The organism is Arthrobacter nitrophenolicus (assembly GCF_000332815.1).
GTDB lineage: Bacteria > Actinomycetota > Actinomycetes > Actinomycetales > Micrococcaceae > Arthrobacter > Arthrobacter nitrophenolicus.
On sequence record NZ_AOFD01000015.1, the window covers coordinates 43,711 to 58,430 of the forward strand.

Here is a 14,720-nt window from a genome sequence, read left to right on the forward strand (position 1 = left end):
CGATCTTTCTCTTGATCACGGAAGAACCGCCGGTGCCTGCTGTGGCCAGCACCGGCGGCATTCCGCAGCGGTAGAGGGTTATGCGTTCAGCGGGACTAACTGTCCTTCTTGCCCTCGTCGTTGAGGCGCTTGAGGGTTTCGTCGGGCGTCTCCACCGGCGTGGTGGCGGTGCTGCCGCCCTCACGGCCGGTCAGGGAGGAGGCATCGTCCGGTACGGCCGGCGCAGCGGGCTCCGGCTCAACGGTCATGGGCTCAACGGCCACGGGTTCGACGATCTTGGTGACAGCCTGCCGGTGGACCGTGGCGAGGTTGCCCGGGGAAAGTTCAAGGGTGACTTTGTTCTCGGCTTCGTCAACGGCGACGATCCGGCCGAAAAGGCCGAAGCTGGTCATCACGTCGACGCCCGGGCCGAACTTCGACTGGAGCTCCGCCTGCTGCTGCTGCGTCTTCTTATTGCGCCGGAACATCATGAAGATGAAAACTCCGAGCATGACGAACAGGAGAATTGACATTGGATCCAAGGGGAATTCCGTTCCTTAAAGTGCCGAACCGATTTTTCCGGCAACGTCCGCCCCGTTCCGCCGGTGGCCGGACTGCCAGGCAAATGCCTGACGGAATCCCTTTCCCACCGAGGCGGCCAGTTGAATGGCGCCGGCGAAACACGGGCCCGGACGTGCCGAGCGTCATACCAGTCTAAGGGGAAAAACTGAAGGGAGCCTGTTATTGGCTTTCCGGGGCCCAGCCGTCGGATGCTGCGGCGGCGTCGGAGTCGGGATCGAAGAGCTCCAGCTGCTCCTGGGCAAACACGCCGGACGGGATGGCGTAGCCCAGGTGCGTCCACGCCGGTGCCATGGCGATCCTGCCCCGGGGCGTGCGGCCCAGCAGGCCCTCCCTGACCAGGAAAGGCTCTGCCACCGTTTCGACAGTTTCGGTTTCCTCGCCGACGGCGATGGCCAGGGTGGACAGCCCTACCGGCCCGCCGCCGAACTTGGTGATGAGGGCCTCGAGGACTGACCGGTCCAGGCGATCCAGCCCCTTCTTGTCCACCTCGTACATGTCCAGCGCGGCGGAGGCTGCACGGGCGTCAATCTGCTCGATTTCGTGGACCAGGGCCCAGTCCCGGACCCGCCGCAGCAGGCGGTTGGCGATCCGGGGGGTGCCGCGCGAACGCCCGGCAATCTCCGTGAAGCCGGCGGAGTTCACCTTGAGGTCCAGCAGTCCGGCTGAACGGCGGAGGACCAGTTCCAGCTCCTGGACGGAGTAGAACTCCAGGTGCCCGGTGAAGCCGAACCGGTCGCGCAGTGGTCCGGGAAGCAGGCCGGCCCGGGTGGTGGCACCCACCAGGGTGAAGGGCGGAAGTTCCAGCGGAATGGCCGTGGCCCCGGCCCCCTTGCCCACCACGATGTCCACCCGGAAGTCCTCCATGGCCATGTACAGCATTTCTTCGGCCGGACGGGACATGCGGTGGATTTCGTCGAGGAAGAGCACCTCGCCTTCGGACAGCGAGGACAGGATGGCTGCGAGGTCGCCTGCGTGCTGGATGGCCGGGCCGCTGCTGATGCGCAGCGGGGCGTTCATCTCGGACGCGACAATCATGGCGAGGGTGGTTTTGCCCAGGCCGGGCGGGCCGGAAAAGAGCACATGGTCCGCGCTGCGGCCGCGCATCCGGGAGGCTTTCAGCACCAGGGACAGCTGCTTGCGCACCCGGTGCTGGCCCACGAAGTCGTCCAGGTTCTTGGGCCGGAGGGCGGCTTCGATGGCACGCTCTTCCGGCTCCTCCCCTGCCGCCACCAGTGACGGTTCAGCCACGGCTGCCTACGCGGTTGCCCGCCCGGGCGCCGTCCTGGCCCAGCCAGCGCAGCGTGGTCCGGAGGATTTCGGGGACGTTGCCGCGGAAGGATACTTCCGGCTCATCCGCCAGGGCTTTGTCGATGCTGGATGAGGCGTCCTTTTCAGACCAGCCGAGGCTGGTCATCGCCGCCACCACCTGGGGCTTCCATGCTGCCTCGGCGGCAGTGGGGGCGGCTGCGGAACCGGCGGTGCCGTGCGGAACGAGTTTCCCGGCCAGCTCCAGGACGATCCGGCCCGCCACCTTGGGTCCGATGCCGGGGACCTTGGTGAAGGTCTTGCTGTCGCCGGTGTGCGCGGCAACCCGGATGGCCTCGGGATCGTGGACCGCCAGGACGGCAAGGGCCAGCCGTGGCCCGACGCCGCTGACGCTGAGGAGCACGTCGAACACTTCCCGTTCGTCATCGGTGGCGAATCCGAAGAGGGTCAGGGAGTCTTCCCGGACAATCAGGGACGTGAACAGCTTCCCTTCCTCCCCCGTGCGCAGTCCGCTGAGGGTCTGCGGGGTGGCGAACACGCTCATGCCGGCGCCGTTGAGGTCGATGACGGCCGTGGACAGGCCTACGTGCGCTACGGTTCCGCGGAGGAAACTGATCAAGGCCGGGGCTCCTGGTGTAGGCCGGCTCCCCTGCAGGGACCGGCTATCCGAACATATCTACGAATACCCTAGCAAGGGGCCAGGACATTCAGCGGGCACGCCGCGCCTTTGCCTCGGCCGCTGCCCAGGCCTGCTGGGCGGGTGTCAGCGAGGAGCTGCCGGGACCGGTGGTGGCGGACGCCGCTCCGCTTCCGGCCCGCCAGGCGTGGGTAATGGCGAGAGCCAGGGCGTCGGCAGCGTCGGCGGGTCGTGGCGGCGCGTCAAGGCGAAGGATCTTGGTAACCAGCTTGGTCACGGCATCCTTGTTGGACGAGCCGCTGCCCGTCACCGCGGCTTTGACTTCCGACGGCGTGTGCAGGGCCACCGGGATGCCCCGGCGGGCTGCCGCCGCGATCACCACCCCGGACGCCTGCGCCACGCCCATCACGGTACTGACATTCAGTTGCGAGAAGACACGTTCGACGGCGAGGACCTGGGGCTCGTAGCGGTCAAGCCATTCGTCGATAGCCGTGGCGATCACCAGCAGCCGCTGGTCCAGGGTCTCCTCCGGGGAGGTCCCGACCACGCCGACGGCCACCATGGTGGCCCGCCGGTTCCGCTCGACGTCCACGACGCCGATCCCGCAGCGGGTGAGGCCGGGGTCCACCCCCAGCACGCGCAGGGTCACGCGTGCCGGACGCGGGCGGCAGGGCCCTGTTCAGCAGGCAAGGCCGGACGTCACTCTGATTCCAGGGCGGCCTGGACGTCGTCGCTGAGGTCGGCGTTGGTGTAGACGTTCTGGACGTCGTCGAGGTCCTCGAGCGCGTCGGAGAGCTTCAGGAACTTGCGGGCACCGTCGAGGTCCAGGTCCACCTGCATGGAGGGCACGAACTCGACTTCGTCGGTGTCGTATTCGATGCCGGCTTCCTTCAGCGCCTCGCGGATGGCGGGCAGGTCGCCGGGCTCCGAGTGGATTTCGAAGCTGTCGCCGTTGTCCTTGACTTCCTCGGCGCCGGCATCGAGCACCGCCATCAGGACGTCGTCCTCGGAGAGGCCGTTCTTGGGCAGCGTCACCACGCCCTTCCGGGTGAAGAGGTAGCTGACGGAGCCGGGATCGGCGATGGTGCCGCCGTTGCGGGAGATGGCCAGGCGCACCTCGGAGGCGGCACGGTTCTTGTTGTCCGTGAGGCACTCGATCAGCAGCGCCGAGCCCTGGGGTCCGCGGGCCTCGTACATGATCTCGGTGTAGTCCACCACTTCACCGGTGAGGCCTGCACCGCGCTTGATGGCGCGGTCGATGTTGTCGTTGGGGACCGAGGTCTTCTTCGCCTTGGTGACTGCCAGTTCCAGGCCGGGGTTGCCGGCGAGGTCCGGCCCGCCCATGCGGGCTGCGACTTCGATGTTCTTGATCAGCTTGGCGAACGACTTTGCGCGGCGGCTGTCAATGATCGCCTTCTTGTGCTTGGTCGTCGCCCATTTGGAGTGGCCTGACATGCTTTACGCTTCTCCTCTGATCATCCGGATAAAGAGTTCGTGTACGCGTTTTTCCCCAGTCACTTCCGGGTGGAAGGAGGTGGCCAGCAGCTGGCCCGAACGCACTGCAACAATTCTAGCCGTCCCGGGCAGGGGGACAGCGTGGGACGCATGCTCCGGCTCCGCGGGTTCCACCTGCGCCAGCACTTCAACGTCCGGGCCCACCCGCTCCACCCAGGGGCCCCGGATGAACACGGCGTGGACGGGCGGAACGCCCGCATCCGTGGCGCTGAAGTCCAGGCCCTTGAAGTCCAGGTCCGTTTCGAACGAGTCCCGCTGCCGGCCGAAGGCGTTGCGGCGGACCGTCATGTCCAGGCCGCCGAAGGTCTGTTGCGGGGCGCCGGAGAGGTCGGTGGCGGGGTCGGCGATGTCCGAGGCCAGCAGGATCATGCCGGCGCAGGAGCCGTAGACCGGCAGTCCTTCGGCAATGCGCTCCCGCAGCGGTTCGGCCAGGTCGAAGGCCCGCGCGAGCTTGTCGATTGCCGTTGACTCGCCGCCGGGAATGATGAGCCCGTCCAGGCCGTCCAGTTCCTTGGGCCGGCGGATGCCTACGGCTTCGGCACCGGTGGCCTCGACGGCGCGAAGGTGCTCGCGGAAGTCACCCTGGAGCGCCAGGACGCCGATCCGCAGGCCTGCACCAACGCGCGCGGAATCGGCGGAAAGGGAATTTGTCATCCATCCAGCATACGGGCCCGGGCCCTGCCGCCCGCTCCGCGGGGAACACCACGCGGCGGTTGCATGCCGTTGCTGGGATATATTCGAAACATGTTTTCCCTTAGTGTTCCGCTCGGCAAGCTGGTCCGCCGGGCCACCCGGCTCCGGGGCGGCGGCTCCGCCCTGCCGGGCCTGGTGGTCGAAAAAATCGATCCCGGCTTCATGCGGCGGACGCTCAGCACCCTCCCCCATGGCGTTGCGGTGGTAAGCGGCACCAACGGAAAGACCACCACCACCAAGATGGTGGTGGAACTGCTGGAGAGCCAGGGGCTCAAGGTTTTCACCAACCGCACCGGCAGCAATTTCACCCGCGGCGTCGCAGCCGCCCTGCTGGGGGAGGTGGACTGGCGCGGCAGGCTCGATGCCGATATCGCCGTCCTGGAACTCGATGAAGCCCATGCCGTCCACTTCGTCAACAGCGTCCCGCCCCGCTACTGCCTGCTCCTGAATGTCCTGCGGGACCAGCTGGACCGGTTTGGTGAAATCGACAAGACAGCCCAGCTGCTCCAGCAGATCGCAGCCAAGACCACCGGCACGGTGGTCCTGAACCGCGAGGACCCAAGGGTCGCAAGGATCGCCGACACCCTTACCGGGCAGGACGTGAAGTACTTCGGGCTGGACGAGTCGCTGCTGGGTACGTTCCCCAACGACGACGACATGCGCGCCGCTCCCGGAAGTCCCGCCCCGGCCGGCCTTCCGGAGAAGCCGGCGGCCGACGTCGTACTCCGCAATGTGGGTGCCGACACCGCCGAATTCGAGTACGACGGCGGCACTGTCACCACGGCGATGAAGCTCCGCGGCGTGTACAACATCTTTAATGCAGCGGCCGCCCTGACCCTCGCCAGGAGCATTTGCGGCGGAGGCGCCGCAACCGCAAACCACGAAACGCTGCTGGAGGCATTGTCCCAGGTGGCACCGGCGTTCGGCCGCGGCGAAAGCCTGACCGTGGACGGCCAGCCCCTGGACCTGGTGCTGGTCAAGAACCCCAGCGGTTTCCGGCTCGGCCTGAAGTCGTTCCCGGCGGGCGGCTACGCCACGATGATAGCCATCAATGACAACTACGCCGACGGCCGGGACATGTCCTGGCTGTGGGACGTGGAGTTCGATTCCCTGCGGGCGGAAGGCGTGGACCAGCTCACCGGATCCCGTGCCTACGACATGGCATTGCGGCTGCAGTATGACGAGGTCCCCTTCGGATCAGTCCAGCCCGAGATCGCGCCGGCGCTGGCCGCCTTCATCCGGGAAGCTTCGGGCAAGCCCAAGCGGATCTTCTGCACGTACACCGCCATGCTGGCGATCCGCCGCGAACTGTCCAAGATCACCACCGTGGAGGTTGTCTCGTGAGTCTGGAAACACCCTCCGCAGAAGCGGCTGGAGGCCGAAGCAAGGGCGCGCTCCGCGTTGTCCAGCTCTACCCGCGGGACATGAACATCTACGGCGACTGGGGCAACGCCCTGGTCCTGCAGCGCAGGATCAGCTGGCACGGCTACACGCCCGAACTGCTTGAGTACAACGTGGGCGACCCGTTCCCGGCGGACGTGGACATCATTGTGGGCGGCGGCGGCCAGGACAGCGGGCAGCTCGTCATCCAGGACGACCTCCAGGCACGGGCCGCGGAGCTGAAGGGCCTGGCGGAGGACGGCGCGCCCATGCTGCTGATCTGCGGCCTTTACCAGCTCTTCGGGCGGTTCTTCAAGACCCGCACCGGCGCCGTCATCCCCGGCATCGGCGTCCTGGACGTCGAGACCCACGGCACCGATGAGCGGCTGATTGGCAACGTCAAGGTCTCCACGCCCGAGTTCGGCGAAGTCCTCGGGTACGAAAACCACAGCGGCCAGACCACCCTGGGAGAGGGTGTCCGCCCCCTGGGCACCACCGCCAAGGGGACGGGCAACAACAGCAGCGACGGACATGAAGGTGCCCGCTACCGGAACATCGTTGCCAGCTACCTGCACGGTTCGCTGCTGCCGAAAAACCCGGCCATCGCGGATTTCCTGATCCGTACGGCGGCGGAGCGCAGGTACGGAACCTTCGAGCCGGGCCACCCGGACGACAGGTATGCCGTGCTGGCAAGGGAACACGCAGCCCGGCGTCCCCGCTGACAAGGCTTACGGCTCGCGGCTGATGAGCAGTTCGTGGGCTCCGGCAGCCGCCGCCCCCATCGACTCCACCACTGCCTGCGTCCGCTGCCGGGTGGCGGCGTCAGCCTCCTGCCCGGCGCAGGGACCCTGCGGCGCGTCCGAAGCGACCGAACACCAGCGGTAGGGATCACGGACAATGACCGACGGCGCCCAGGCTAGGTCCGTGACGCTCCACTTACCGGAACCGTCCTGCCCAAACTGTGCCCGGACCAGCAGGCCCTCGTTGTTCACGACATACCAGGGCGAGAGTTCCGTGACCCCGTTGCCCAGCCCGTAGACGATCCAGGTTCCGTTGTAGTTTTCGATCGGCAGGACCGAGTGCGTGTGGTGCCCGTACACCAGGTTGAACTGGCCGCTGTCAGCCAGGGCGTGGGCAATCTCCTGCTGCTGGGCATTCGGTGCGCTGGCGTATTCGTCGCCTGCGTGCATGGCGGCCAGGACGATGTCCGCGCCCAGTGCCCTGGCCTTCTCCGCCTTGGCAATCATGGCCGGTGCGTCCAGCATGTCCACCTGCCACGGGTACTCGGGGATCAGTCCGTTGAGTCCGTACGTAGCCTGGATGACAGCCACTTTGGCGGCCGGAGTCTGCACGATGAGGATCCCGTGGGACTCGTTTTCCGTGCGGTATGAGCCGGTGTGCTTGAGCCCCGCCGCATCCAGGGCGTCGAGGGTGCGCAGCAGCCCGTCGGTGCCACGGTCGATGGTATGGTTGCTCGCCGTCGTACATGCCTGGTAGCCCACCGCCTTTGACGCCGAAATGATCTGCGGCGGGACATTGAAGGAGGGATAGGCGGAGAAGGGCCCCTCCGGCCCGGCCACCGGCGTCTCCTGGTGGCAGATGGCAAGATCGCTCCTGCTGATATAGCGGCGCTGGCCCTCCAGCAGCGGCACAAAATCGAGGCCGGGACTTCCGGCGGCGGCGGCATCCTGCTGCGCCTGCTGCCACAGCTGGGTGTGGACCAGCATGTCGCCGGTGACCAGGACAGAGGTGCACCGGAGCACCGGGCACGCCGGCCCCTTCCCGGGAGTGGGAACAGGCGTGGGTGTGGCGCCAGGGGACGGTGTCCCGGCCCCGGTTGGTTGGGCCGTACCAGGCCGGGCAGTGGCGGGCTGCGAGGCTGTCTGTGGCGGCGTCCCGTTCTGTTCAGCAAGCAGGCCGCAGCCCGCCAGCGCACCCGTCAGGCCCAGCGCTCCGGCCAACGACAATGCCACGGCATGGGCGCGCCAGCGCCCGGCCGCCCTGGCGGCTATGGTCCCCATACCCGTCATTGTAGGGATGGCTGCCGCCGGCATCGGTCATTGTTGCCACATTGAGAAGCGTGCCCTGCTGTGAAAGGTTTGCCCCATGACGAACCCCCTCCTGACTCCCAGCCCCCTCCCCTACGGACTCCCTCCGTTCACATCGATCGAGGATTCGCACTACGCCGAAGCCATCCACGCCGGACTGGCCGAGCACATGGCCGAGATCCAGGCAATCGTGGATAACCCTGAGCCTGCCGATTTCGAGAACACCGTGGTGGCGATGGAACGGTCCGGGCGGTTGCTGGAGCGCGCCGCGGCGCCGTTCTTCACCCTGGTGTCAGCCGACGCATCAGAGCGGATCCGGCAGCTGGAAACCGAATTTTCGCCCCGGTTTTCCGCGCACCAGGACGAGGTGTTCCTGAATCGCGCGCTGTTCGACAGATTTGCGGCCGTTGACGCGTCGGGCCGCGATCCCGAGTCTGTGCGCCTCCTCGAGGAGTACCTGAAGGAGTTCCGCCAGTCAGGCATCCAGCTGGACGGTCCCGGGCAGGAGCGGCTCCGGGCCATCAACGCCGAGTTGGCCCGGCTCGGCACGGAGTTCGGCCAGCGGGTCAAGGAAGGCATGAAGTCAGCTGCCCTCCTGCTGGACAGTCCCGATGAGCTTGCGGGCCTGCCGGCCGATGATGTGGCCAGTGCTGCGGAGGCGGCCCGCGAAGCGGGGCACGATGGCAAGTACCTGCTCACCCTCGTCCAGCCGGGAAACCAGCCTGCCCTTGCCTCGCTGGCTGACCGGAACGTTCGGCGCCGGCTGTTCGAGGCGTCGGTGGCGCGCGGCAGCAGTGGCGGCGAACTGGACGTCCTGGACCTGGCACGCCGGATGGCCGGCCTGCGGGCCGAGAAGGCGTCCCTCCTGGGATACGCCAACTACGCCGAACTGGTGGTGGACCGGCAGACCGCTCCGGACTTCGGGGCCGTCCAGTCCATGCTTGGCCGGCTGGCACCGGCCGCCGTCCGGAACGCCGATGCGGAGGCCAAGGCACTGGCCGCCGTCGCGGGCCATCCGCTGGAAGCCTGGGACTGGGCCTACTATTCCGCGAAGGTCCGGAAGGAAAGGTACGACGTCGACGAACAGGCGCTCCGGCCGTATTTCGAGCTTGACACCGTGCTGGCCGATGGCGTGTTCCATGCCGCCACCGCCTTGTACGGCATCACCTTCCACGAACGGACGGACCTTGCCGGCTACCACCCCGACGTCCGGATCTGGGAGGTCCGCAACGAGGACGGCAGCGGCCTGGGACTGTTCCTGGGCGACTACTACAGCCGGGAGTCCAAGCGCGGCGGGGCGTGGATGAATTCCCTCGTGGACCAGTCAGCGCTGCTGGGAACCCGCCCCGTGGTGATCAACAACCTGAACATCTCCAAGCCGCCGGCGGGCGAAGCCACGCTGCTGACCCTGGACGAGCTCCGCACGGCGTTCCACGAATTCGGCCACGCCCTGCACGGGCTCCTGTCCAGCGTCACGTATCCCCGGTTCTCGGGGACGTCCGTGCCCCGTGACTTCGTGGAGTATCCCTCGCAGGCCAACGAGATGTGGATCATGTGGCCGGAAGTACTGTCCAACTACGCCCGGCACCATGTCACGGGGGAGCCGCTGCCGCAGGACATCGTGGACCGCCTCGAAGAATCCCGGCTCTGGGGCGAAGGCTTTGCCACCACCGAATACCTTGCTGCGGCCCTGCTGGACCTCGCCTGGCACACACTGGAGCCGGGTGACGTCCCGGACCACGCGCTCGAGTTCGAGGCGAAGGCCCTCGCAGCGGCGGGGATCGCCCACCCGCTGATTCCGCCGCGGTACCGGACGGGCTACTTCCAGCACATCTTTGCCGGGGCAGGGTACGCCGCCGGCTACTACTCCTACATCTGGAGTGAAGTGCTGGACGCTGAAACCGTGGACTGGTTCTCCGGAAACGGCGGCCTCACCCGGGCCAACGGTGAACGCTTCCGCCGGGAGCTCCTCTCGCGCGGAAACAGCCGCGACCCCCTGGACTCCTTCCGGACCCTGCGCGGCCGCGAGGCAAGGCTCGAGCCCCTCCTGAAACGCCGCGGCCTGGAGTAAGTGGTCACCTGTCCCCCGCTTAAAGAAGTACGACGCCGGTCCCCCACCATAGAGGGTGAGGAACCGGCGTCGTTACTACTGGGAGGCAGGGACTGGTCCGGCAGCACGCGTAAAAGGGGCCCCGCGTCCCCGCTCGCCGCGAAGCGGCCTTAGCGGGACGTGGGGAATAGCGTGCAGAGGATCAGGGCCTGCCGTAAGGCAGAGGACTACCAGCCGCGTTCAGCCAAACGGTGGGGCTGGGGGATCTCGTCGACGTTGATGCCCACCATGCTTCGCCCAGGCCGCGGGAGGCCTTGGCGATGACGTCCGGGTCGTCGAAGAAGGTGGTGGCCTTCACGACGGCGGCGGCGCGCTGGGCGGGGTTGCCGGACTTGAAGATGCCGGATCCGACGAATACGCCGTCGGCGCCGAGCTGCATCATCATGGCGGCGTCAGCGGGGTGGCAATGCCGCCGGCGGTGAACAGGACCACGGGAAGCTTGCCGGTGGAGGCGACTTCCTTGACCAGTTCGTAGGGTGCCTGCAGTTCCTTGGCCGCGACGTAGAGCTCGTCCTCGGGCAGGGCGGCGAGCTTGAGCAGCTCGGCGCGGATCTGGCGCATGTGGGTGGTGGCGTTGGAGACGTCGCCGGTGCCGGCTTCGCCCTTGGAGCGGATCATCGCCGCGCCCTCGTTGATGCGGCGCAGCGCCTCACCGAGGTTGGTGGCACCGCAGACGAAGGGAACGGTGAAGTTCCACTTGTCGATGTGGTTGGTGTAGTCGGCCGGGGTGAGGACCTCGGACTCGTCGATGTAGTCGACGCCGAGGGACTGCAGGACCTGGGCTTCGACGAAGTGGCCGATCCGGGCCTTGGCCATGACCGGGATGGACACGGCGTCGATGATCTGGTCGATCATGTCGGGATCGGACATGCGGGACACGCCGCCCTGGGCGCGGATGTCGGCCGGGACGCGTTCAAGCGCCATGACAGCAACGGCACCGGCGTCTTCGGCGATGCGGGCCTGTTCGACGTTGACGACGTCCATGATGACGCCGCCCTTGAGCATCTCGCCATGCCGCGCTTCACGCGGCTGCTGCCCGTGACGCTGTTCGCGGAGGAACTGGCCTCGCTGCTTACATCAGGTGTAGACACAAAAACCCCTATGGGTAGATAGATGACCTTCGCCGGGCGTGCAGGCGGCAAGTGCCGGACTGTGCACACACGGATAGTGCCGGATCCATTGACCGGGCAGTCCTAATACTAGTCCCACCGGGGCCGGGCGGCTTAATTGTACTTAATCAGCAGGCGACGGCTCCGCCTGTGCCTGCCGGCGGACGGACAGCACGCGCTGCACAACGGTGATGAAGCTGGCCAGGGCGAGCAGCACGAGGGTGGCCAGGAGCACCACCGGGGGCAGGCCCAGGCCGGTCAGGCCGGTGACCACCAGCACGGAAACCAGGCGTTCGGCACGCTCGGCGATTCCCACGTTCGCGGTGAACCCCAGGGACTCCGCTTTGGCCCTGGCATAGGACACCACCATGCCCAGCACCAGGCAAAGCATCGCAGCAACTGCTATGGGGGTATCCGCCCCGCCGGTGAAGAACCAGATGGCCAGGCCGGCAAAAAGCGCGCCGTCGGCGATGCGGTCCAGGGTGGAGTCGAGGAAGTTTCCCCACCGGCTTTTCACATCCTGCATCCTGGCCATGATGCCGTCCAGGACGTCGGAGAAGATGAAGGCCGTGATGAAGAGCGTTCCCCAGAACAGCTGCCCCAGCGGAAAGAACACCAAGGCGCCAACCACGACGCCGGCGGTTCCGATGACGGTGACGGCGTCAGGCGAGACGCCCATCCGGAGGAGCCAGCGGGCCAGGGGGGTGAAGAGCGCGGTAAAGAATCCGCGCGCGTGCCTATTCAGCATCCGTCTCCCCGGGCCAGGCGTCGGCCACCTGCTGGCGGACCTCGTCGAGGGTCTGCGTGATGGCCTTGGTCTGGGCGATGATCGGGAAGAAGTTCCCGTCCCCGCCCCAGCGTGGAACCACGTGCTGGTGCAGGTGGGCGGCGATGCCTGCGCCGCCCACCACGCCCTGGTTCATGCCCAGGTTGAACCCGCCGGGGTTCGCCACCTTCCGCAGCACCCGCATGGCGGTCTGCGTCAGGTCGGCAAACTCAGCGGTTTCCTCCAGCGTCAGGTCTGTGTAATCCGGAATGTGGCGGTAGGGGCACACCAGCAGGTGCCCGGGATTGTAGGGGAAAAGGTTCAAGACCACGTAGCAGGTCCTGCCGCGGTGGACGATGAGGGCGTCCTCGTCGGTGCGTCCCGGCCCCAGGCAGAACGGGCAGTCGTTTTCGTTCTTGAACTGGTGCTGGCCGCCCTTGATGTAGGCCATGCGGTGCGGAGTCCACAGGCGCTGGAAGGCGTCCGGGACACCGGCGAGGTCAAAGTCGTCGGTAACGCCGGCATCCCCTGGATACCCTGCGCCTGTGTTCTCCTGCACGCTGCTGGTTCCGTTCCGCTAGCTGGTCCGGTTACGGACGGCTTCCGTGATCCGCTTGACCGCCTCGGCCACCGGCACGCCGTTGTCCTGGCTTCCGTCGCGGAAGCGGAAGGACACGGCACCTGCCTCGGCGTCGTCCCCGCCGGCGATCAGCACGAACGGGATCTTGTCCTTGCTGGCGGTGCGGATCTTCTTCGGGAAGCGGTCCGACGACGTGTCCACCTCGGCGCGGATGCCCGCCGCCTTAAGCTGGTCGACGACGTCGAACATGTACTCGTTGAAGGCTTCCGCAACCGGAATGCCGACCACCTGGACGGGCGCAAGCCAGGCGGGGAAGGCGCCGGCGTAGTGTTCGGTGAGCACGCCCATGAACCGCTCCACGGAGCCGAAGAGGGCGCGGTGGATCATCACGGGCCGCTGCCGGCTGCCGTCCGCTGCCTGGAACTCCAGTTCGAAGCGTTCGGGCAGGTTAAAGTCCAGCTGGATGGTGGACATCTGCCAGGTGCGGCCCAGGGCATCCTTCGCCTGCACGGAAATCTTGGGACCGTAGAAGGCTGCTCCGCCCGGATCCGGAACGAGTTCCAGCCCCGACTCCTGCGCAACCTCGGCGAGGGTCCTGGTGGCTTCCTCCCAGGCGGCGTCTTCACCGACGTACTTTTCCGGGTCCTTGGTGGAGAGCTCCAGGTAGAAGTCGTTCAGGCCGTAGTCCTTGAGCAGGTCCAGGACGAACGTCAGGGTCTTGGTGAGCTCGTCCTTCATCTGCTCGCGGGTGCAGTAGATGTGGGCGTCGTCCTGTGTCATGCCCCGGACCCGGGTGAGACCGTGGACCACGCCGGACTTCTCGTAACGGTAGACGGAGCCGAATTCGAACAAGCGCAGGGGCAGTTCCCGGTAGGAGCGGCCGCGGGACCTGAAGATCAGGTTGTGCATGGGGCAGTTCATCGGCTTCAGGTAGTAGTCCTGGGCCGGCTTGCGCACCGTGCCGTCCTCGTTCAGTTCGGCGTCCACCTGCATGGCCGGGAACATGCCGTCCTTGTACCAGTCGAGGTGGCCGGAAACCTCATAGAGGTGGCCTTTGGTGATGTGCGGCGTGTAGACGAACTCGTAGCCTGCCTCGACGTGGCGCTGGCGTGAGTAGTCCTCCATTTCCTTGCGGATGATGCCGCCCTTGGGGTGGAAGACAGGCAGACCGGAGCCCAGTTCGTCCGGGAAGGAGAAGAGGTCCAGTTCCGAGCCGAGCTTGCGGTGGTCACGGCGTTCCGCCTCGGCGAGCCGCTCCTGGTACGCCTTGAGCGCGTCCTTGGTGGGCCAGGCGGTGCCGTAGATGCGCTGCAGCTGCTGGTTCTTCTGGTTGCCCAGCCAGTAGGCGGAAGACGACCGCGTCAGGGCAAAGGCGTTGGAGATGAGCTTGGTGTTGGGCAGGTGCGGCCCGCGGCAGAGGTCGCACCAGACGGTGGTGCCGTCCTTGCGCTCCACGTTGTCGTAGATGGTGATGTCACCGGCGCCCACCTCGACGTTCACGCCTTCACCTGCCTCGGCGGCGTCGTTCTTCTTGCCCAGCAGCTCAAGCTTGTAGGGCTCGTTCTTCATGGCCTCGCGGGCATCGTCCTCGCTGACCACGCGGCGGACGAACTTCTGGTTCTGGTTGATGATTTTCTGCATCATCTTCTCGAGGGTCTTGAGGTCCTCGGGGGTGAACGGCTCTGCGACATCGAAGTCGAAGTAGAAGCCGTCGGTGATGTAGGGGCCGATTCCCAGCTTGGCGTCCGGCCGCAGCTGCTGCACTGCCTGCGCCATGACGTGGGCGGTGGAGTGGCGGAGCACGTTCAGCCCGTCGGGGGAATCAATGGTGACGCCTTCGACGTCGGCGCCCTCGGGAAGTTCCTGGTCCAGGTCCTTCAGTTCGCCGTTGACGCGGGCCACAACTACATCGCGGCGCTCAAAGAAGAGTTCCGCACCGGTTGTCCCGGTAGTCACCTTGGTCTCTTCGCCATCGACGACGAGGGTGATCTGCTGGGCATCTGACACGGGTGTCTCCTATTCAAAGTTCAGGCTTCATAGCTTGTGGCGTACGGG

At 66.6% G+C, this 14,720-nt stretch carries 13 protein-coding genes and 1 pseudogene; 3 read left to right on the top strand and 11 right to left on the bottom strand.

Annotated features, from left to right (window positions below; all coding sequences use genetic code 11):
* Positions 1 to 95: 95 nt before the first annotated feature.
* The 6 genes from yajC to pdxT all read right to left on the bottom strand — a co-directional run bounded on the left by yajC (position 96) and on the right by pdxT (position 4,633).
* Positions 96 to 512 (bottom strand): preprotein translocase subunit YajC, encoded by a 417-nt coding sequence (gene yajC / locus G205_RS07470; RefSeq protein ID WP_009357441.1) that lies wholly within the window; start codon positions 510 to 512, stop codon positions 96 to 98.
* Positions 513 to 720: 208 nt separating this feature from the next.
* Positions 721 to 1,809, bottom strand: a complete 1,089-nt coding sequence (gene ruvB / locus G205_RS07475; protein ID WP_009357442.1) for a Holliday junction branch migration DNA helicase RuvB — start codon at positions 1,807 to 1,809, stop codon at positions 721 to 723.
* The gene (gene ruvA / locus G205_RS07480; protein WP_009357443.1) at positions 1,802 to 2,446 is read right to left on the bottom strand and encodes a Holliday junction branch migration protein RuvA; all 645 of its coding nucleotides are present in this window, start codon (positions 2,444 to 2,446) and stop codon (positions 1,802 to 1,804) included. The genes ruvB and ruvA overlap by 8 nt, the downstream gene beginning before the upstream one ends.
* Before the next feature lie 88 nt (positions 2,447 to 2,534).
* Complete coding sequence (ruvC, locus tag G205_RS07485) at positions 2,535 to 3,113, bottom strand: crossover junction endodeoxyribonuclease RuvC (protein ID WP_009357444.1); 579 nt, start codon at positions 3,111 to 3,113, stop codon at positions 2,535 to 2,537.
* A 50-nt stretch (positions 3,114 to 3,163) separates the two neighbouring features.
* Complete coding sequence (locus tag G205_RS07490; protein ID WP_009357445.1) at positions 3,164 to 3,919, bottom strand: YebC/PmpR family DNA-binding transcriptional regulator; 756 nt, start codon at positions 3,917 to 3,919, stop codon at positions 3,164 to 3,166.
* Positions 3,920 to 3,922: 3 nt separating this feature from the next.
* Positions 3,923 to 4,633 (bottom strand): pyridoxal 5'-phosphate synthase glutaminase subunit PdxT, encoded by a 711-nt coding sequence (gene pdxT, locus G205_RS07495; RefSeq protein WP_009357446.1) that lies wholly within the window; start codon positions 4,631 to 4,633, stop codon positions 3,923 to 3,925.
* A gap of 90 nt (positions 4,634 to 4,723) precedes the next feature.
* Between pdxT and G205_RS07500 the strand changes: the two genes are divergently transcribed.
* Positions 4,724 to 6,016: a Mur ligase family protein gene (locus G205_RS07500; RefSeq protein WP_009357447.1), complete on the top strand. Its 1,293-nt coding sequence runs from the start codon at positions 4,724 to 4,726 to the stop codon at positions 6,014 to 6,016.
* Positions 6,013 to 6,774: a type 1 glutamine amidotransferase gene (locus G205_RS07505; RefSeq protein WP_009357448.1), complete on the top strand. Its 762-nt coding sequence runs from the start codon at positions 6,013 to 6,015 to the stop codon at positions 6,772 to 6,774. Before G205_RS07500 ends, G205_RS07505 begins: the two co-directional genes overlap by 4 nt.
* A gap of 6 nt (positions 6,775 to 6,780) precedes the next feature.
* Here G205_RS07505 and G205_RS07510 read toward each other — a convergent pair whose 3' ends face one another.
* Positions 6,781 to 8,073 carry a CapA family protein gene (locus tag G205_RS07510; RefSeq protein ID WP_083875020.1) on the bottom strand — a complete coding sequence of 431 codons (1,293 nt, stop codon included), beginning with the start codon at positions 8,071 to 8,073 and terminating at the stop codon, positions 6,781 to 6,783.
* Between the two features lie 85 nt (positions 8,074 to 8,158).
* Here G205_RS07510 and G205_RS07515 point away from each other — a divergent pair, with 85 nt between their 5' ends.
* Complete coding sequence (locus G205_RS07515; RefSeq protein ID WP_009357450.1) at positions 8,159 to 10,171, top strand: M3 family metallopeptidase; 2,013 nt, start codon at positions 8,159 to 8,161, stop codon at positions 10,169 to 10,171.
* Between the two features lie 206 nt (positions 10,172 to 10,377).
* Here G205_RS07515 and pdxS read toward each other — a convergent pair.
* From pdxS to thrS, 4 genes and pseudogenes are all read right to left on the bottom strand, one after another.
* Positions 10,378 to 11,223: pseudogene (pdxS, locus tag G205_RS07520) on the bottom strand (pyridoxal 5'-phosphate synthase lyase subunit PdxS).
* A 220-nt stretch (positions 11,224 to 11,443) separates the two neighbouring features.
* A complete protein-coding gene (gene pgsA / locus G205_RS07525; protein ID WP_009357451.1) occupies positions 11,444 to 12,067 on the bottom strand; it encodes a phosphatidylinositol phosphate synthase in 624 nt (207 codons plus the stop codon).
* Positions 12,057 to 12,644 carry an HIT family protein gene (locus tag G205_RS07530; RefSeq protein ID WP_009357452.1) on the bottom strand — a complete coding sequence of 196 codons (588 nt, stop codon included), beginning with the start codon at positions 12,642 to 12,644 and terminating at the stop codon, positions 12,057 to 12,059. The genes pgsA and G205_RS07530 overlap by 11 nt, the downstream gene beginning before the upstream one ends.
* Before the next feature lie 18 nt (positions 12,645 to 12,662).
* On the bottom strand, positions 12,663 to 14,672 hold the full coding sequence (gene thrS, locus G205_RS07535; protein ID WP_009357453.1) for a threonine--tRNA ligase: 2,010 nt from the start codon (positions 14,670 to 14,672) through the stop codon (positions 12,663 to 12,665).
* Positions 14,673 to 14,720 lie beyond the last annotated feature (48 nt).